Consider the following 18,176-nt stretch of genomic DNA (forward strand, 5'->3'; position numbering starts at 1 on the left):
CCGGACAACACCGTGCCCGGTAGGGGCAGTTGACGTTGCGGGCCCACTCTTCCGGCGATTTTGTCATATGCCAGCAGCATTCACAAAACGCGTATGCGTTTGGCATATATGTCTAGATCATCATCTCTCGCCCGCGCTTGTGTTGTAGATCCACTTTCCGGCAGAATTTGCTTCCGTAAAGCCCTCCTGTCAGATTGAGGAACAAGACCCTATGAAGCTGTCCTTTGCCGCCAAATTCGTGGGCGTTGTGAGCATGATGACCACTTTCGCGGCGATCGCTCTGATCTGCATCCCGTCGGGCATAGCTGGCGGAGCCCAGCTGTTCTGATGCCCACGGCGCTGCGGCCCGCCCCGGGAGACCGGGGCGGGCCGCGGCGCGTTCGGGCAGGGCTCAGCCGGGATGCGGGCCGGAAAACACCTCACCCGGTCGCCGAACGGATCGGCGGCCGGGTGGCTGAGGTGTGCGGGTCGGCCGGTGGGGCCGGGCGGATGCGGATCAGTGGAGTTCGGTGATCTCCGGGCCGCGGCGCAGCGGGTCGATGCCGTCGCCGAACTTGGAGGGCTCGGCCGGCTCCGCGGGGGCGGCGCCGTCCGGCACCATCTGCGCGTCGTTGGGGAGCTTGAGCACGATCGGGTCGCGCGGCGCCATCGGAGCGTCACCGCGTACCACCACGGTGTCACGGAAGATCGACTCCAGTACGCCGGCCGCGGCCGGCTGGACCGCGCCCTGGCCGGAGATCACACCGCGCAGGAACCAGCGCGGGCCGTCGCAGCCGATGAAACGGACCAGCTGCACGCCGTTGGTACCGTCCGGCAGCCGGACCGGGACCTGGGCACGCAGCTCCCACCCCAGCGGGCCCTCGATCTCGTCGACGATGCCGCCCTGCTGGGTGATGCCGGAGGCGATCTCGTCCCGGACCTCGCCCCAGATGCCCTCGGACTTGGGGGCGGCGAAGCCCTGGAGCTGCACGGCGCTGTCCCGCAGCACCACGGTGGCGGCCACGATGGACTCGCCGGCCACCTCGACCCGCAGCTCCATGCCGTCGACCCCGGGGACGAACAGACCGCCGAGGTCCACCCGGCCCTCGCCGGGCTCCTGGATCTCCGACGCGTCCCAGGGGCCGTCGGGCCGCGGGGCGGACGGGAGGTTGTACCGGACCGACTCCCCGGAGCCGCCCGACTCCTCCTCGGCATCCTCGGCGTCCTCCGCCGGCCCGTCCAGGCCCTCGGCCTCGTCGAGCTCGTCGATGGCGTCTTCGCGCTCCTTGCGACGACGGAACACGGTCACTGTCCTTCCCGGTCGCTGAGGACCGATGCGTATCCGTTGCTGGACGTGTCGGCCGACGGCGGCTCCACCGCGGCGTGACCCCCCGTGGAACCGAAGCCCCCCGCGGCCCGGGCAGAGCCGGGCAGCTCCGCCACTTCGTGGAAGCGAACCCGCTCGACCTGCTGGACGACCAATTGTGCGACCCGGTCGCCCCGCTCGAACCGGACGGTCTCGCGCGGGTCGAGATTGACCACGATCACCTTGATCTCCCCACGGTACCCGGCATCGACCGTTCCCGGAGCATTCACCATCGCCACTCCGCAGCGGGCCGCGAGGCCCGAACGGGGGTGCACGAAGGCTGCGTAGCCGTCCGGCAGCGCGATCGAGATGCCGGTGGGCAGCACCGTACGCTCGCCGGGCGCGAGTTCCGCGGCCTCGGTGGTGATCAGATCGAGGCCGGCGTCGCCGGGGTGGGCGTAGCCGGGCACCGGGACGGACTCGTCCAGCCGCCGCAGCAGCACGTCCACCGGTGGTCGTACGGCGCTCATGGGCCCACCTCGAAGGCGCGCACGACCTTCACCTGGTCGGGATCGGACATCGCGGCCCTGATCTCCTCGGGCCGGCCGTTGCTGGTGAAGTGGCTCACGCCGACCTCGACGAACAGTGCCTGGGCGCGGACCGCGACCGGCCCCTGGGGGCCGCCGATCCGGCCTTCCGCGCTGGCGTACATCTTGCGGCCGGCCACCGCGGTGCAGCGGGCCGACAGGTGCAGGGTGGCGCCGACCGGCACCGGGCGCAGGAAGTCGGACTCCAGCCGGCCGGTGACCGCGATCACCCGGCGCAGCCAGTTCAGCGAGCCGAGCGTCTCGTCCAGCGCCGAGGCCAGCACGCCGCCGTGGGCCAGACCCGGGGCGCCCTGGTGGGCGGGCCGGACGGTGAACTCGGCGGTGACACCGACGCCTTCGCCGGCCCTGACCGCCAGGTGCAGTCCGTACGGCTGGTCGTCGCCGCAGCCGAAGCACTGGTCGTAGTGCGGGCCGAGCGGCGTCCCGGGGGCGGGGGCGTCCGGATGCCGCACGGGCTCGGTGGCGTCGGGCGGCGGGGCCAGAACCGGCCGGCCGCCGCTGGCGGATGTCGTGGCTGAACTCACGCCGGAGACCCTACCCTCCTGCGCGATCCTTTCCCTTCCGGAGCCCACCGGCTTTCGGAAGCCTGTCGGATACCTGTGGGAGGCCGCCGCCGGGCTCCGGTGTCACCCGGCTGCTGGCGTGCCCGCGCGGCGGACGGCACAGGTGCCCATGGCACCCTTGTCCCATGCCTGGTGCCCCGCAGCCTTATGACGAACGCCTGACCGTCCCCCGCTCCTGGTGGGCGCTCGCCTTCGGGGTCGGCGTCGCGATGGCGCTGATCGTGTTCCCCTTCGGGCCACTGGCGATCCTGGCCGGTCTGGTGGGCGGCACCGCGCTGGCCATGATGGGGGTCAGTTCCTACGGCTCGGCGCGGATCCGGGTGGTGGCCGGCTCGCTGATGGCGGGCAAGGCGCGGATCCCGCTGGAGGCGCTGGGCGAGGCCATGGTGCTGGACCCGGCCGAGACGGTTGCCTGGCGGTCGCACAAGGCCGACCCGCGGGCGTTCATGCTGCTGCGCTCGTATGTGCCGACCGCGCTGAGGGTCGAGATCATCGATCCGTCCGACCCGACGCCGTATCTCTACCTGTCCACGCGCTTCCCGCAGCGGCTGGCGGACGCGCTGGCGGCGGTCAGGACGACGACCGGTTGACGGGAGCGGGCCGGGGTGACGGGGTCTCAGCCAGTGCCGCTGCCGGGCCCCGGCAGCTCCGGGCGGGGTCTCGGCCCGGCGGGCAGGGCCGGCGGTTCCAGGTCCGGCCAAGGGAGTTGATGGGCCCGCAGGTCCCGGCGGACGCGCTCGGCGAGCTTGCGGGTGTCGCGCCGGTTCATCAGGGCGCCGACGGCGGCGCCGACCATGAACGGGGTCAGCGAAGGGGTGTGCCGCAGTGAGCGGCGCAGCAGCCGCTGGCGCAGCTCCCGCTTCATGCTGCTGCCGAGTGCCACATTGACGGTGGTCGGCTTGAGCACGTCGATACCGCGCTGCTCGGTCCAGGACCAGAGATAGGCGGTGGCGCGCTCCCGGGCGGTGCCGGGGACGCGCAGTCCGTAGACCTCGTGCAGTTCGGCGATCAGTTTGTACTCGACGGCGGCGACGCCGAGCGTCTCGGTGGCCAGTTCGGCCGGTATCGCGGGCGGCGCGGGTAGCATCGCGGCGGCGCCGACTCCGGCGCCGACCGTCATGGTGCCCCTGACCGCCGCTGACGTCAGCCGGTCGGCGATGTCCTCCGGGCCGAGCCCGGGGAACTGCCCGCGCAGGGTCGCCAGATCGCGGATCGGGATCCGCGGTGCGGTGTCGACCAGCCGCTCGGCGACCGAGCCGACGCCGACCTTGGCGAACCTGCCGCCCCAGCGGGCGCCGCCCGCCACGCCGCGGCCGATGGAGCGCGCTGCGGTGGCCGCGAACGAGGCCGAGCGCGCTGTGGTGGCCGCGAGCGAGGCCGCACGGCCCCGCTCGTCGCCCTCGTGTCCTTCCGGCGAGCCGGTCACGGGCGCCCGCGGATCAGGCCGCGCAGTCGCGGCAGATCGGGTTCCCGTTCTTCTCCGAGGCCAGCTGGCTCCGGTGGTGAACGAGGAAGCAGCTCATGCAGGTGAACTCGTCCGCCTGCCGGGGCAGCACGCGGACCGACAGCTCCTCATTGGAGAGGTCGGCGCCGGGCAGCTCCAGGGACTCGGCCTGGTCGAACTCGTCGACGTCGACCGCGGAGGTCGACTTCTCGTTCCGCCGGGCCTTCAGCTCCTCGATGCTGTCTTCGTTGACGTCGTCGTCGGTCTTGCGTGGGGTGTCGTAATCAGTAGCCATTTTCGCTCTCCCCCTGTGGGTGTCTGTGGTGTCTCCAGCGCACGTAACGCGCGGGAGGCCGGACTTGTGCCCGACCTGAGGCGGAGATTTTGCCTCACATCAAGGCCTGTTACTCGATCGACACCCACTGACGCCCCCGAAGAGGTGATGACCAGGGTGGCCGATCATGATCCGTGACGGTTTCCGAATCGTCCGCCACGGGCGCCTCCACGTGTACTTCCCGTGATCATGACCTGGGGAAACATGGATTTTCCGGTCCTTTTCCCAGGTCTGGCGATCACCGAGAGTACCCGTTGTACGACGTCCGTGTCCGGCCGATCACCATCTGTACCGGCTGAGAACAGACCCTGAAATTACTCGCAAAGCGAACACGAGCCGATTCCGCCCGCTGTGACACACGAGTCGGAAGTGACGCGGTTCACAGCGCTGAAGGGGCTGATTCCGCAGGTCCGGTGGAAGACCGTGGGAGACCTTACAGCGGGATCGCGACCCGCATGACCAGGCCGCCTCCCTCGCGGGGCTCCGCGGCGATCACGCCGCCGTGGGCCCTGGCGACCGAGCGCGCGATGGACAGGCCCAGCCCGACACCCTTGTCGCTGCGGGTCCGCTCGGTACGCAGCCGCCGGAACGGCTCGAAAAGATTGTCGATTTCGTAGGCCGGCACAACCGGCCCGGTATTGGCTACCACCAGAACCGCATGCCCGTTCTGCACGACCGTACTCACCTGCACCCAGCCGTCCTCGGGCACGTTGTAGCGCACCGCGTTCTGCACCAGGTTCAGCGCGATGCGCTCCAGCAGCACACCGTTGCCCTGTACGACGGCGGCGCTCAGCTCACCGCGCAGTTCCACGGCCTTGCTCTGCGCCTCGCCCCGCGCCTGGTCCAGCGCCTGGGACGCGACCTCGGCCAGGTCCACCGGTTTGCGGTCCACGATCTCGTTCTCACTGCGGGCCAGCAGCAGCAGGCCTTCCACCAGCTGCTCGCTGCGCTCATTGGTGGCCAGCAGGGTTTTGCCGAGCTGCTGGAGGTCGGGGGACGCCTCCGGGTCGGAGAGCTGGACCTCCAGCAGGGTGCGGTTGATCGCCAGCGGGGTGCGCAGCTCGTGCGAGGCGTTGGCGACGAAGCGGCGCTGGGCGTCGAACGAGCGCTCCAGCCGGTCCAGCATGCCGTCGAAGGTGTCGGCCAGCTCCTTCAGCTCGTCGTCCGGGCCGTCCAGCTCGATCCGCCGCTTGAGGTCGGAGCTGACCACGCCGCGGGCGGTCCTGGTGATCCGGCCGAGCGGCGCCAGCACCCGGCCAGCCATGACATAACCGAAGGCGAAGGCGACCACGGCCAGCCCTATCAGGGCGATCAGCGAACGCTTGAGCAGGGTGTTCAGTGCCAGGTCCCGCTGGTGCCGCATACAGACGCCCAGCGCCTGGGTGAACTGGTCCTGGGTGAGCGTGCCGTCGGTCGACAGCGCGGAGCAGTTGGTCGAACGGATGTGGGCGTCGATGAAGGTGACCGGCAGCGCGCTGCCCTGGTTGATGGCCTGCGCCGCCAGCAGGTAGATGATCCACAGCAGCACCACCCCGGCGATCAGGAACATGCCACCGTAGAGCACGGTCAGCCGGATACGGATGGTGGGCCGCAGCCAGGGCGGCCCGCTCTCGGCGGAGGACGGCGGGTCCCACGAGGGCCGCGGCGGGACCGGAGGACCGGCGGGTGGCGGGGGCGCGGGAGTCTGGGACGACACGGAGGCCATGGGCGATCAGATCCGGTAGCCGGAACCGGGCACGGTGACGATCACCGCGGGTTCGCCGAGCTTGCGCCGCAGGGTCATCACGGTGACCCGCACCACATTGGTGAACGGGTCGGTGTTCTCGTCCCAGGCCTTCTCCAGCAGTTGCTCGGCGGAGACCACCGAGCCCTCGCTGCGCATCAGCACCTCCAGGACGGCGAACTCCTTGGGCGCCAGGTGCACCTCGGCGCCGTCCCGGAACACCTCGCGGCGGTTGGGGTCCAGCCGGATGCCGGAGCGCTCCAGCACCGGCGGCAGGGCCGCGGTGGTGCGGCGGCCCAGTGCGCGGACCCGGGCGGTCAGCTCGGTGAACGCGAACGGCTTGGGCAGATAGTCGTCGGCGCCCAGCTCCAGCCCCTCGACCCGGTCACTGACGTCGCCGGCCGCGGTGAGCATCAGCACCCGGGTGGGCATGCCGAGGCCGATGATCTGCCGGCACACCTCGTCACCGTGCACCACCGGCAGGTCCCGGTCGAGGACGACGACGTCGTAGTCATTGACCCCGATCCGCTCCAGAGCGGCACCGCCGTCGTAGACGACATCGACGGCCATGGCCTCCCGGCGCAGGCCGGTGCCCACCGCATCGGCGAGCAGTTGCTCGTCCTCCACGACCAGTACGCGCAAGGCGCTTGTCCCTTCCATGAGCTGTGGGAATGCACCCCCATGGTGCACCGGGAGGCCGTAAATCGGCGATAAGGGAGCCACCTGGCACATGCCCGCGCAATTTTCCGGTTGCCGGGAGGTTTCCGCCCCGAAACGGGTGGGGAGGACAGGCGTACACCCACCCACCATGCCTCGCCACGCGTTTCCCATCGCGTGGCGCCGGGCTTGACACACCTCGTGTCAACGGAGTCGACGAGGGGGCGCACATGAACGCGTTCACAACCGGAATCCTGCAGCGCATACACACCACCGAGTCCGACCTGCGCAAAGCGCGGGAGACGGGCGACGAATTCCTCGCCGAGGTCGAGCAGAGCGAGCTGGAGGACCTCCAGCGACTCGCCGCGGAACACGGGGTGGACGTACGGCCCAAGGTCGCCTGATCCACTGATTCCGCGGTCGACCCAAAAGCCGCACGCCCCGGCCACCAGGAAGGTGCCGGGGCGTTCGCATGTCTACGCGCGGCGAACAGCGCGGGAGCCGGCCGTCACCGGCCTGGGGCGGCCGGGACAGCGCCGGACGGGCCGCGTGGGGGACCGCGCCTCAGTCGTGCCAGGCGCCCAGGCCCTCCAGCAGCTCCTGGAGCGGCTCGAAGAGCCCGGGAGGCGCAGCGATGGTCAGCTCGCCCGAGGCGGGCTCCCCGGGCCGTCCACCGGTCAGCGCGCCCGCCTCCCGGGCGAACAGCGCCCCGGCCGCCATGTCCCACGGATGCAGACCGCGCTCGAAGTATCCGTCCAGCCGTCCGCAGCCGACGTCGGCCAGGTCGATCGCGGCGGCCCCGGCCCGGCGGATGTCCCGGACCCGCGGCACCAGCGCGCGGACCACCTCGGCCTGCGCGACCCGGCGCTCGGCGAGGTAGCCGAAACCGGTGCCGATCAGCGCGTGCGAGAACTCGGCGGCCGGCCGGCAGCGGGCCGGCGTCCCGTTGACGAAAGCGCCGCCGCCCAGCACCGCCTGGTAGGTCTCGCGGCGCATCGGCGCCTCCACGACACCGGCCAGCACCCGCCCCTCGTACTCCGCGGCGATGCTGACCGCCCAGCCCGGCAGGCCGTAGAGGTAGTTCACGGTGCCGTCCAGCGGATCGATCACCCAGCGCACCCCGCTGGTGCCCTCGCTGCTGGCGCCCTCCTCACCGAGGAAGCCGTCGCCGGGCCGCTGCCCGCCGATGTAGGAGGTGATCAGCTTCTCGGCGGCGATGTCCATCTCGGTCACGACGTCGATCGGGCTGCTCTTGGTGGCCGCCACGCCGAGGTCGGCGGGCCGGCCGTCGCGCAGCAGGGCGCCGGCCCTGCGGGCCGCCTCCAGCGCGATCTCCAGCAGTTCGGTGGGGTCCGGGCTCGCCGGTGTGGTCATCTCGTGGCTCCTCAGTTCGTGCCTCCCGGGTCATGCGCGGGCCGGCCGGCTGTTTCCGTACCGCTCGACGGGTGCCCGCCCGGCCGGTTCGCGCCCGGCCGGTTAAGCGCTCAGTCGGTTCCGGCGGCGGCCGGCAGCGGGGTCCTGGCCGGGCAGCAGCCCGCGGGGCAGATGTCGTGGCTCGGGCCCAGGGCGCCCAGGGCGCAGCGCCGGGGGCCCAGGCCGCGCTCGGTGGCGGCCCGCTCCAGCACCAGCTCGCGTACGGCGGCGGCGAAGCGGGGGTCGGCGCCGACAGTGGCCGCGCGGGTGACCGGCAGACCCAGCTCGGCGGCCTTGGCGGCCGCCTCGGTGTCGAGGTCGTACTTGACCTCCATGTGGTCGGAGACAAAGCCGATCGGCACCATGACCACGGCGGGCGCGCCCGCCGCGTGCGCCTCTTCCAGGTGGTCGCAGATGTCCGGCTCCAGCCACGGGATGTGCGGGGAGCCGCTGCGCGACTGGTAGACGAGCTGCCAGGGGCGCTCCACACCGGTGGCCTCGCGCACGGCGTCGGCGATCACCCGGGCGGTGTCCAGGTGCTGGGCGACATAGGCACCGCCGTCGCCGTGGCCGGGCACCGGCCCCGAGGTGTCGGCGGCGGCGGTCGGGATCGAGTGGGTGGTGAAGGCCAGCCGGGCGCCGTCGCGCACCTCCGGCGGCAGGGCCGCCAGCGCGGTCAGGGTCGCCTCGGTCATCGGCTCCACGAAGCCGGGGTGGTTGAAGTAGTGCCGCAGCTTGTCGAGCCGGGGCGGCTCGCGGCCCTCCTCGGCCAGCACCGCCAGCGAGGCGGCCAGATTCTCCCGGTACTGGCGGCACCCGGAGTAGGAGGCGTACGCGCTGGTGGCCAGCACCAGGACGCGGCGGTGGCCGGCGTCCGTCATCTCCCGCAGGGTGTCGGTGAGATAGGGCGCCCAGTTGCGGTTGCCCCAGTACACCGGCAGGTCGAGGCCGCCGCCGGCGAAGTCCTCCCGGATGGCGTCGAGCAGCGCCCGGTTCTGGGCGTTGATCGGGCTGACGCCGCCGAACAGGAAGTAGTGCTTGCCGACCTCCTTGAGCCGCTCGCGGGGGATGCCGCGGCCCCGGGTGACGTTCTCCAGGAAGGGCACCACGTCGTCGGGGCCTTCGGGACCGCCGAAGGAGAGCAGCAGCAGGGCGTCGTAGGGACCGGCGTCGGGCCGGGTCCCGGGGGCGGGCTGAGGTGGCTGATCGGACATGCCTCCGATCCTGCCACCCGCCGGTGACGGGCCCGGCGACCGCCTCCCCACCGGGGCCGCCCCGGGGATGCCCCGGCCCGCCGGCCGGCCGCACGGACCCCGCTCCCGGCCCCCGGGCCGCCCGCCCGCCCCGGAAATACCCAGCGGAAATCCGGTTGCCCCACTACGTAAGCTGTATGGGCCAGCCACGCACCTTACCCGGGGAGCCTTCCGTGAGCAGCCCGTACCGCGCGATCTTCACGGTCCCCGGCAGTTGGGCGTTCTCGGCGGCCGGCCTGGTCGGACGGATGCCGCTGTCGATGCTGGGCATCGGCATCGTGACGATGATCTCCCAGATCACCGGGCGCTACGGACTGGCCGGCTCGCTCTCGGCGGCGCTGGCGCTGTCCGCCGCGGTCTGCGGACCGCAGGTCTCCCGGCTGGTGGACCGCTACGGCCAGCGGCGGGTGCTGCGCCCGGCCAGCGCGGTCACGGTGGGCTCGGTGGCGGCGCTGCTGGTCGCGGTGCGGGCGGGGGCGCCGGACTGGGTCTACTTCGTGTGTGTGCTGGGCGCGGGCCTCACCCCGAGTATGGGCGCGATGGTACGGGCGAGGTGGTCGGCGATCCATCGCGGTTCGCCCGAACTCCTGCACACCGCCTACTCGTTGGAGTCGGTGGTGGACGAGATCGTCTTCATCGTCGGCCCGATCCTGTCCATCGGGCTGTGCACGGTGGCGTTCGCCGAGGCCGGTCCGCTGCTGGCGGCGGTCTTCCTGGGGCTGGGCGTGCTGCTGCTGACCGCGCAGCGCCGCACCGAGCCGGCGCCCGTCCCCCGCGACCAGTCGACCGGCCGCTCGGCGCTGCGCTCCCCCGGAATGCCGGTACTGGCCGGGGTGTTCATCGGCACCGGCACGATGTTCGGCGCGGTGGACGTGACCGCGGTGGCCTTCGCCGACGAGCACGGGCACAAGGCGCTGGCCAGCCTGGTGCTGGCCAGTTACGCCCTCGGATCGTGCCTGGCGGGGCTGGTCTTCGGGCTGCTCACCCCGCGCGGCACCCGGTCCGGCCGGTTCCTGCTGGGGATAACCCTCATGGCGGTGAGTATGATCCCGCCACTACTGGTCGGAAACTTGTGGTTGCTGGCCGGTGCGCTGTTCCTGTCCGGTATGACCATCGCACCGACGATGGTGACCGCGATGGGCCTGGTGGAACAGCTGGTTCCGCGGGCGCGGTTGACCGAGGGCATCACGTGGACCTCCACGGGGCTCGCGATCGGCGTCGCCGCCGGGGCCGCGCTCGCCGGTCGGGTGATCGACGCGCACGGCGCCTCGGCGGCCTTCGCGGTACCGGTCGGCGCGGCGGCGGTCGCCGTGGCGGTGGCGTTCTTCGGTAAGCGCCGGCTGCTGCCGGTGCCGGAGCGGGAGGAGTACGGCGATGGCCGTATCGACCGGCACAGCCGGGAAGGTGTGGCGTAACTGGGCCGGCAATGTGACGGCCAGGCCGGTCCGCACCGAGACGCCCGCCTCGGTGCCGGAACTGGCCGAGGTGGTACGCCGGGCCGCGGCCGAAGGGCTGACCGCCAAGGCGGTCGGCTCCGGGCACTCCTTCACCCCCGCCGCGGCCACCGACGGGGTGCTGATCCGTCCCGAGGGGCTGGCCGCGATCCGCTCCGTCGACCCGGTCGCCGGCACCGTCACCGCCGAGGCCGGGGTGCGGTTGAGCCGGCTGAACGCGGTGCTGGCCGAGCGGGGCCTGTCGCTGACCAACATGGGCGACATCATGGAGCAGACGGTCGCGGGGGCGACCGGTACCGGCACGCACGGCACCGGCCGGGACTCGGGGTCGATCGCGGCCCAGATCACCGCGCTGGAACTGGTGACGGCGGACGGCTCGGTGCTGACCTGCTCGGCCGCGGAGAATCCCGAGGTGTTCACGGCGGGCCGGATCGGCCTGGGCGCCCTCGGGGTGGTCAGCGCGGTCACCTTCGCGGTGGAGCCGGTCTTCCTGCTGACCGCCAGGGAGGAGCCGATGCCGCTCGACCGCGTGCTGGCCGACTTCGACCGGCTGACCACCGAGAACGAGCACTTCGAGTTCTACTGGTTCCCGCACACCGCGAACTGCACCACCAAGCGGAACAACCGCGCTCCGGGCCCGGCCGCCCCGGTGCCGGCCGTACGCGGCTGGATCGACGACGAGTTGCTGTCCAACGGCGTCTTCCGGGCCGCCTGCGAGGTCGGCCGGGCGGTACCCGCCGCGATCCCCGGCATCGCCCGCGTCTCCAGCCGCGCGCTGGGCGCCCGGACGTACACCGACATCCCCTACAAGGTGTTCACCAGCCCGCGCCGGGTGCGGTTCATGGAGATGGAGTACGCGGTGCCGCGGGAGGCGGCGGTGGACGCGGTCCGCGAGCTGCGGGCGATGGTGGAGCGGTCCGACTTCCGGATCAGCTTCCCGGTGGAGGTGCGGGTGGTGCCGGCCGACGACATCCCGCTGTCCACCGCCTGCGGACGGGACACCGCCTACATCGCGGTGCACATGTTCCGGGGCAGCCGCTATCAGGAGTACTTCGCCGCGGTCGAGAAGATGATGATCGGTTTGGGCGGTCGGCCGCACTGGGGCAAGATGCATACCCGGGATGCGGATTACCTCGGTTCGGTGTATCCCCGGTTCGAAGAATTCACCCGGTTGCGCGAGCGGTTGGACCCGGGACGGCTGTTCGGCAATGACTACCTGCGGAGGGTGCTCGGTTCGTAGTCCTTCGCCCCCTTTTGCCCGGCGCGCACCCGGCGCACATGTGAGTCGCATCACTCAACTCCCGCCGTACGGAAGACATTCGACGGCGCGGCAGCCACCCTGCGGTGGTCCAAATGGAGTACCGTGGCGAATCCCGGCGCCCGGTGCCCGTACGGTCGCCTTTTGGTCACGCTCCGTGGCCAAATGACCACCGTCCCATAACGGCGTGTCACCATGTACACCCGACACGCCGGGTAACTGTGCAAGGTTGTGGCACGCTGCACCCGGGCAGGCCACACTCGTGTCCAACGGGAGCAGCGACGCAACGGACGTCGGCAGGCACCACCCGGGAGGTAATCGTGCCCGAACTGCGCGTCGTGGCCGTCAGTAACGACGGCACACGACTGGTGCTCAAAGCTGCCGACAGCACGGAATACACGCTCCCCATCGACGAGCGGCTGCGTGCCGCGGTGCGCAACGACCGGGCCCGGCTGGGCCAGATCGAGATCGAGGTCGAGAGCCATCTGCGGCCCCGTGACATCCAGGCGCGGATACGCTCCGGTGCCTCCGCCGAGGAGGTCGCGCAGATGGCCGGCATCCCGGTGGAGCGGGTCCGCCGCTTCGAGGGACCGGTGCTGGCCGAGCGCGCCTTCATGGCCGAGCGGGCCAGGAAGACGCCGGTCCGCCGGCAGGGCGAGAGCACCGGGCCGCAGCTGGGCGAGGCGGTGGCGGAGCGACTGCTGCTGCGCGGCGCCGAGAAGGACCACGTGCTGTGGGACTCCTGGCGGCGGGACGACGGCACCTGGGAGGTGCTGCTGGTCTACCGGGTGGCCGGTGAGCCGCACTCGGCGAGCTGGACCTACGACCCGCCGCGCCGGCTGGTGCAGGCGGTGGACGACGAGGCCAGGTCGCTGATCGGCGAGACCACCCAGAGCCAGGCGGCGCAGCAGGAGCCGAGCTTCCCGTTCGTACCGCGGATCGCCAGGCTGCCCAGGGACCGTCCGCTGGACCGCGCCCTGGACCGGCAGACCGAGCCGCGCGGGGAGGAACGCGCCGAGGCCGCCGAGGAGCGGGACTCGCTGACCAGCCTGCTGGAAGCGGTGCCGAGCTTCCGGGGCGACATGGTGGTGCCCTCGGCGCCGCCGGTGCCCGACGCCGTCCCGGCGGCGGAGGACCCGGCCGAGGAGGCGGAGGAGACGGCCCCGGCCGCCAGCGCGGGCTCCGCCTACGCCGACGTGCTGATGCCCCGCGCGGTGGCCGGCCACCGCGACCGCCTCAAGGGCTCCACCGACCGCCAGGCCGAGGCGGACGGCGTCCGCCCGGGCCGGCGGGCCACCGTGCCGAGCTGGGACGAGATCGTCTTCGGCAGCCGGCGCAAGAAGCAGGACTAGGGCCCGTGCGGGCCCGGCGTCCGGCGACCGGGAGGCGTGAAGGCCATGGGGGGCAGCCGCTCAGGCGGCTGTCCCCTCACGGCCTTGCCGGGCGTCGGCCGGAGTCGGCGGCCGTCAGCCGGTCCCGGCCGGTGGGGTGACGGCCGGTCAGCCGTCGCTGCGGGCGGCTCGGTCCGGGGTGTCCCCCGTGGCCACCGGGCGGGCCGGGTCGGAGATCCAGGCGCTCCAGGAGCCGACGTAGAGGGACGCCGGGATGCCGGCCGAGGCCAGCGCAAGGATCTCGTGGGCGGCCGAGACGCCGGAGCCGCAGTAGACGCCGACCTCGGCCCCGGAGTGGGCGCCCAGGGCGCCGAAGCGGGCGGAGAGGTCGGCCGGGGCCAGCAGCCGGCCGTCGGCGGCGACATTGGCGGTGGTCGGCGCGTTGAGCGCGCCGGGGATGTGGCCGGCGACCGCGTCGATCGGCTCGGTCTCGCCGCGGTAGCGCTCACCCGCCCGGGCGTCGAGCAGCACCCCGCGACGGGCCAGTCCGGCCGCCTGATCGGCGTCCAGCGTCGGCATAGCGCCCGGCGCCGCCGTGAAGTCCCCGCCGCCCGGGGCGGGTTCCTCGGTGCTCAGCGGCTCCCCCGCGGCCTTCCAGGCGGCGAGCCCGCCGTCCAGCACCCTCACCCGCTCGTGGCCCGCCCAGCGCAGCAGCCACCAGGCACGGGCCGCGCCCCAGCCGTTCCAGTCGTCGTACACGACCACGTCGCGGTCCCGGTCGACCCCGGCCCGCCGCATCGCCGCGGCGAAGTCCCCGGGATCGGGCAGCGGATGCCGGCCGTTCGGCCCGGGGCGGCCGGCCAGATCGGCGTCCAGGTCGACATAACGGGCGCCGGGCAGATGCCCCTCGGCGTACGCCTCGCGCCCGGGAGGGCCGCCCTGCTGGTAGCGGACGTCGAGGATCGCCGTCCCGTCGAGCACGTCCGCGAGTTCGGCCGCGGAGATGATGGGTTCCATACGCCCATTGTGGCGGCCCCGCCCGGACACCACGGCCCGCGCCTCGCGGCGCCGACCCGGTCGGCAGGCATCGACCCCGGTGCGCCGGGTGCGCCGCCGGGCGGACCCGGGAGGACCGCGTCCGCATGCCCGGGCACCGGCGCCGCGAGCGCCGGGCACGCCCTGCCGGGCCCCGCCGAAACCCGCGGCCTCCTGAGCCGCGGCGCGCCGCCCCCCCGGCCGTCAGGCCGGTTCCGCCGTCGTGGCCGGTGGGCCGGCCGTCGTCGCGGAGAGGAGTTGGGGCGCGTCGGCGAGTACCAGGCCCGCCGCGCCGCGCACTTCGGCGCCGTCGCCGAGGCCGCCGGTGACGATCTCGACGCTTTCGGCCGCCGACGGCAGGGTGTGGCGCCGTACGCCCGCGCGCATGGGTTCGAGGATGTCGTCGCCGGCGCCGGCCAGATCGCCGCCGACCACGATGAGGCTGGGGTTGAGCAGCGTGACCAGGGTGGACAGCGCTCGGCCCACCGCGTCGCCGGCGTCGCGGATCGCCCGCAGCGCCCCGGTGTTGCGGCGGCGGATGAGTTCGGGCAGGTCGCGGGCGGCGACCTGCTGGCCCCAGCTGTCCGACAGCAGCCGGGCGATGGCGACCGGGCTGGCCACCGTCTCCAGGCAGCCGCGGTTGCCGCAGCGGCAGATCAGGCCGTCGGTGATCAGCGGCAGATGGCCGATCTCGCCGGCCAGCCCGCGCGCTCCCAGCAGCAGCCGCCCGTTGCTGACGATGCCGGCGCCGATGCCGGCCGACAGCCGCACGTAGACCATGTCGCCGGAGTGCCGGCCCGCGCCGTACATCCGCTCGGCCAGTGCCCCGGCGTTGGCGTCGTTGGTGACGCGGACCGGGAGCGAGGTGCGGCGGCGCAGTTCGTCGGTCAGGTGCATGCCGACCCAGCCGGGCATGATGCCCTCGGCGCCGAGCGCGCCGCTGTTCTTCTCCACCGGGGAGGCGATGCCGGCGCCGATGCCGAGCACCCGGGCCCGCGCCACGCCGGTCTCCTGGAGGGCGCGGGCGACCAGCACGGCCACCAGGTCGAGGGTCTCCTCGGGCGCCCGGTCCACCTCCTTGGCCACCCAGTGCTCCCAGAGCACCGCGCCGAACAGGTCGCAGAGGATGACCCGGACGTGCTGGTGGCCGATGTCCGCCCCGATCGCGTAGCCCGCGCCGGGGACCAGCGAGAGGGACTGCGCGGGCCGCCCGGTCCGCCGGGGCTCGGGATCCTCGGGGCCCTCGTCCTCGGTGACCAGGCCGGTCGCGATCAGATCGGCGATCAGGGAGGAGACGGTGGCCCGGGACAGGCCGGTGACCCGGACGAGTTCGGGACGGCTGCTGCGCGGGGTGGTGTGCAGAGCCTCCAGGACCCGCAGCCGGCCCACCTCGCGCAGGTTCACTGGCGTGTCGATCATGACCCCCGGGATGTATACGTACGGTGGAGCTGCTCGCACGGTGCCTTCTCGCCGTTCCTTCCGTCAAGAGCCTTGACTTATGCAGGAGTTCAGGCAGAAACTCGCAAACTGTTCTATCCGGCGCCATGACTTTGAGTCGATTCCGGAAGAATAACGATTCGCCTCGCCAGGAGGACGTACGTGACGACGACGACCCCACCCCCGCGCCTGCGGATCGGCATGGTGGGCCATGCTTTCATGGGCGCCGCGCACTCCCACGCATGGCGCACCGCAGGCCGCTTCTTCGATCTGCCGCGCCGCCTCGAACTCACCGCCGTCTGCGGCCGGTCGGAGCCCGCGGTCCGGGCGGCCGCCGAGCGCTACGGCTGGGAGTCCTACGAGACCGACTGGCGCAAGCTGGTCGAGCGCCCCGACATCGACGTGGTGGACATCTGCACGCCCGGTGACACGCACGCGCCGATCGCGCTGGCGGCGCTGGCGGCCGGCAAGCACGTGCTGTGCGAGAAGCCGCTCGCCAACTCCGTCGCCGAGGCCGAGGAGATGACCGCGGCGGCCGAGCGGGCCCGGGCGGACGGCGTACGGTCCATGGTCGCCTTCAACTACCGCCGGGTGCCGGCCCTGGCGCTGGCCCGCGAGCTGATCCGGCAGGGCCGGATCGGCACCGTCCGCCAAGTGCGGGCGAGTTACCTCCAGGACTGGCTGGTCGACCCGGAGTTCCCGCTGGCCTGGCGGCTGCGCAAGGAGCGTGCCGGGTCGGGGGCGCTCGGCGACCTCGGCGCGCACAGCATCGACGCGGCGCAGTTCCTGACCGGGCAGCGGATCGCCTCGGTCGGGGCGCTGCTGGAGACCTTCGTCACCGAACGCCCGCTGCCGGCCGAGGCCAGCGGCCTGTCGGGGACGGCGGGTTCGGAGCGCGGCCAGGTGACGGTGGACGACGCCGCGCTGTTCACCGCCCGCTTCGACGGCGGCGCGATCGGGGTCTTCGAGGCGACCCGCTTCGCCACCGGGCACAAGAACGCGATGCGGATCGAGGTGAGCGGCTCGGCCGGCGGCCTCTCCTTCGACGCCGAGTCGCTCAACGAACTGGGCTTCTACGACCGCGCGGAGGACGCCGGGACGGCCGGCTTCCGGCGCATCCTGGTGACCGAGTCCACCCATCCGTATCTCGACGCCTGGTGGCCGCCGGGCCATCTCCTCGGCTACGAGCACACCTTCACCCATCAGGTGCGCGACTTCGTGACGGCGGTCGCCGACGGCGCCGATCCGCGGCCGTCCTTCGCCGAGGGCCTGCGGGTGCAACGGGTGCTGGCGGCCGTCGAGTCCAGCGCGGCCGCGCTCGGCGTGCACATCCCCGTCCCGTCCTGACGACCCCTGGAGGATGCTCATGGCCCGCCCCGTCACCCTGTTCACCGGCCAGTTCGCGGATCTGCCGTTCACCGAGGTGTGCCGGCTGGCCGCCGAGTGGGGCTACGACGGCCTGGAGATCGCCTGCTGGGGCGACCACTTCGACGTCGAGGCCGCGCTGTCCGACGACGCCTATCTGCCCCGGCTGCGCGACACGCTGGACAAGCACGGACTGCGCTGCTGGACGATCTCCTGCCATCTGACCGGGCAGGCGGTCTGCGACCATCCGATCGACGAGCGGCACCAGGGCATCCTGCCGGCCCGGATCTGGGGCGACGGCGAGCCCGAGGGGGTGCGGCAGCGGGCCGCCGAGGAGATCAAGAACACCGCGCGGGCCGCGGCGGCCTTCGGGGTGAAGACGGTGGTGGGCTTCACCGGCTCCTCGATCTGGCACACAGTCGCGATGTTCCCGCCGGTGCCGCCGGCCATGATCGACCGCGGTTTCGCCGACTTCGCCGACCGCTGGAACCCGATCCTGGACGTCTTCGACGAGGTGGGCGTGCGCTTCGCGCACGAGGTGCACCCCAGCGAGATCGCCTACGACTACTGGACGACGGTGCGGGCGCTGGAGGCGATCGGCCACCGCCCGGCCTTCGGTCTCAACTTCGACCCGAGCCACTTCGTGTGGCAGGACCTGGACCCGGTCGGTTTCCTCTACGACTTCAGGGACCGTATTTACCACGTGGACTGCAAGGAGTCCGTCAAGCAGCTGAACGGGCGAAACGGCCGGCTCGGCTCGCATCTGCCCTGGGGCGACCCGCGGCGCGGCTGGGACTTCGTGTCCACCGGGCACGGCGACGTGCCGTGGGAGCCGGTGTTCCGGATGCTCAACAGCATCGGCTACGAGGGCCCGATCTCGGTGGAGTGGGAGGACGCCGGCATGGACCGGATGCTGGGCGCGCCCGCCGCGCTCGCGCACGTACGGGCGCTGGCCGCGATCGAACCGCCGGCCGCCTCCTTCGACTCCGCCTTCAGCTCCTCCTCCTGACCGGGGG

The 18,176-nt window shown here is 72.5% G+C and carries 18 protein-coding genes; 7 read left to right on the forward strand and 11 right to left on the reverse strand.

What is annotated here, in order from left to right; translation table 11 throughout:
• Positions 1-496: 496 nt before the first annotated feature.
• The 3 genes from ACFO3J_RS26425 to ACFO3J_RS26435 are packed head-to-tail and all read right to left on the reverse strand — an operon-like array spanning position 497 to position 2,417.
• The gene (locus ACFO3J_RS26425) at positions 497-1,282 is read right to left on the reverse strand and encodes a DUF3710 domain-containing protein (RefSeq protein ID WP_386434114.1); all 786 of its coding nucleotides are present in this window, start codon (positions 1,280-1,282) and stop codon (positions 497-499) included.
• Between the two features lie 2 nt (positions 1,283-1,284).
• The gene (gene dut, locus ACFO3J_RS26430) at positions 1,285-1,815 is read right to left on the reverse strand and encodes a dUTP diphosphatase (RefSeq protein ID WP_386434117.1); all 531 of its coding nucleotides are present in this window, start codon (positions 1,813-1,815) and stop codon (positions 1,285-1,287) included.
• Complete coding sequence (locus ACFO3J_RS26435) at positions 1,812-2,417, reverse strand: PaaI family thioesterase (RefSeq protein ID WP_386434120.1); 606 nt, start codon at positions 2,415-2,417, stop codon at positions 1,812-1,814. Before ACFO3J_RS26435 ends, dut begins: the two co-directional genes overlap by 4 nt.
• 164 nt (positions 2,418-2,581) lie before the next feature.
• Between ACFO3J_RS26435 and ACFO3J_RS26440 the strand changes: the two genes are divergently transcribed.
• Positions 2,582-3,046, forward strand: coding sequence for a DUF3093 domain-containing protein (locus tag ACFO3J_RS26440; RefSeq protein ID WP_386434122.1), 465 nt, complete (start codon positions 2,582-2,584; stop codon positions 3,044-3,046).
• Between the two features lie 26 nt (positions 3,047-3,072).
• Here the strand turns inward: ACFO3J_RS26440 and ACFO3J_RS26445 are convergent, their stop codons facing one another.
• From ACFO3J_RS26445 to ACFO3J_RS26460, 4 genes are all read right to left on the reverse strand, one after another.
• Positions 3,073-3,882, reverse strand: coding sequence for a hypothetical protein (locus ACFO3J_RS26445; RefSeq protein ID WP_386434125.1), 810 nt, complete (start codon positions 3,880-3,882; stop codon positions 3,073-3,075).
• 13 nt (positions 3,883-3,895) lie between these two features.
• Entirely contained in the window at positions 3,896-4,195 is a 300-nt protein-coding gene (locus ACFO3J_RS26450) for a DUF4193 domain-containing protein (protein ID WP_033173914.1), read from the reverse strand.
• Positions 4,196-4,667: 472 nt separating this feature from the next.
• Positions 4,668-5,930, reverse strand: a complete 1,263-nt coding sequence (locus ACFO3J_RS26455; RefSeq protein WP_386434128.1) for a sensor histidine kinase — start codon at positions 5,928-5,930, stop codon at positions 4,668-4,670.
• A gap of 15 nt (positions 5,931-5,945) precedes the next feature.
• Positions 5,946-6,599 carry a response regulator transcription factor gene (locus ACFO3J_RS26460; RefSeq protein ID WP_386434130.1) on the reverse strand — a complete coding sequence of 218 codons (654 nt, stop codon included), beginning with the start codon at positions 6,597-6,599 and terminating at the stop codon, positions 5,946-5,948.
• Positions 6,600-6,844: 245 nt separating this feature from the next.
• On the opposite strand from ACFO3J_RS26460, the gene ACFO3J_RS26465 reads away from it, so the two are divergent.
• On the forward strand, positions 6,845-7,018 hold the full coding sequence (locus ACFO3J_RS26465; RefSeq protein ID WP_176725257.1) for a hypothetical protein: 174 nt from the start codon (positions 6,845-6,847) through the stop codon (positions 7,016-7,018).
• Between the two features lie 160 nt (positions 7,019-7,178).
• On the opposite strand, the gene ACFO3J_RS26470 is transcribed toward ACFO3J_RS26465, so the two are convergent.
• Entirely contained in the window at positions 7,179-7,988 is an 810-nt protein-coding gene (locus tag ACFO3J_RS26470; protein ID WP_386434132.1) for an inositol monophosphatase family protein, read from the reverse strand.
• Between the two features lie 110 nt (positions 7,989-8,098).
• Complete coding sequence (locus ACFO3J_RS26475) at positions 8,099-9,241, reverse strand: ferrochelatase (RefSeq protein ID WP_386434134.1); 1,143 nt, start codon at positions 9,239-9,241, stop codon at positions 8,099-8,101.
• Between the two features lie 212 nt (positions 9,242-9,453).
• Between ACFO3J_RS26475 and ACFO3J_RS26480 the strand changes: the two genes are divergently transcribed.
• The 3 genes from ACFO3J_RS26480 (at position 9,454) to sepH (ending at position 13,344) form a co-directional block, all read left to right on the forward strand.
• Positions 9,454-10,695 carry an MFS transporter gene (locus ACFO3J_RS26480; protein ID WP_386434137.1) on the forward strand — a complete coding sequence of 414 codons (1,242 nt, stop codon included), beginning with the start codon at positions 9,454-9,456 and terminating at the stop codon, positions 10,693-10,695.
• A complete protein-coding gene (locus ACFO3J_RS26485) occupies positions 10,655-11,974 on the forward strand; it encodes a D-arabinono-1,4-lactone oxidase (protein ID WP_386434139.1) in 1,320 nt (439 codons plus the stop codon). Before ACFO3J_RS26480 ends, ACFO3J_RS26485 begins: the two co-directional genes overlap by 41 nt.
• A 338-nt stretch (positions 11,975-12,312) precedes the next feature.
• The gene (sepH, locus tag ACFO3J_RS26490; RefSeq protein ID WP_386434142.1) at positions 12,313-13,344 is read left to right on the forward strand and encodes a septation protein SepH; all 1,032 of its coding nucleotides are present in this window, start codon (positions 12,313-12,315) and stop codon (positions 13,342-13,344) included.
• A 147-nt stretch (positions 13,345-13,491) separates the two neighbouring features.
• Here the strand turns inward: sepH and ACFO3J_RS26495 are convergent, their stop codons facing one another.
• Both ACFO3J_RS26495 and ACFO3J_RS26500 read right to left on the reverse strand, forming a co-directional pair.
• Positions 13,492-14,340 (reverse strand): sulfurtransferase, encoded by an 849-nt coding sequence (locus ACFO3J_RS26495; RefSeq protein ID WP_386434144.1) that lies wholly within the window; start codon positions 14,338-14,340, stop codon positions 13,492-13,494.
• A gap of 222 nt (positions 14,341-14,562) precedes the next feature.
• Complete coding sequence (locus tag ACFO3J_RS26500) at positions 14,563-15,777, reverse strand: ROK family transcriptional regulator (protein ID WP_386434146.1); 1,215 nt, start codon at positions 15,775-15,777, stop codon at positions 14,563-14,565.
• A gap of 219 nt (positions 15,778-15,996) precedes the next feature.
• On the opposite strand from ACFO3J_RS26500, the gene ACFO3J_RS26505 reads away from it, so the two are divergent.
• Positions 15,997-17,142 (forward strand): Gfo/Idh/MocA family protein, encoded by a 1,146-nt coding sequence (locus tag ACFO3J_RS26505; RefSeq protein WP_386434525.1) that lies wholly within the window; start codon positions 15,997-15,999, stop codon positions 17,140-17,142.
• Between the two features lie 19 nt (positions 17,143-17,161).
• A complete protein-coding gene (locus tag ACFO3J_RS26510; RefSeq protein ID WP_386434149.1) occupies positions 17,162-18,169 on the forward strand; it encodes a sugar phosphate isomerase/epimerase family protein in 1,008 nt (335 codons plus the stop codon).
• Positions 18,170-18,176: the final 7 nt, after the last annotated feature.

Origin of the sequence: Streptomyces polygonati, assembly GCF_042650325.1 — a bacterium.
In the GTDB taxonomy this organism is placed as follows: Bacteria; Actinomycetota; Actinomycetes; order Streptomycetales; family Streptomycetaceae; genus Actinacidiphila; species Actinacidiphila polygonati.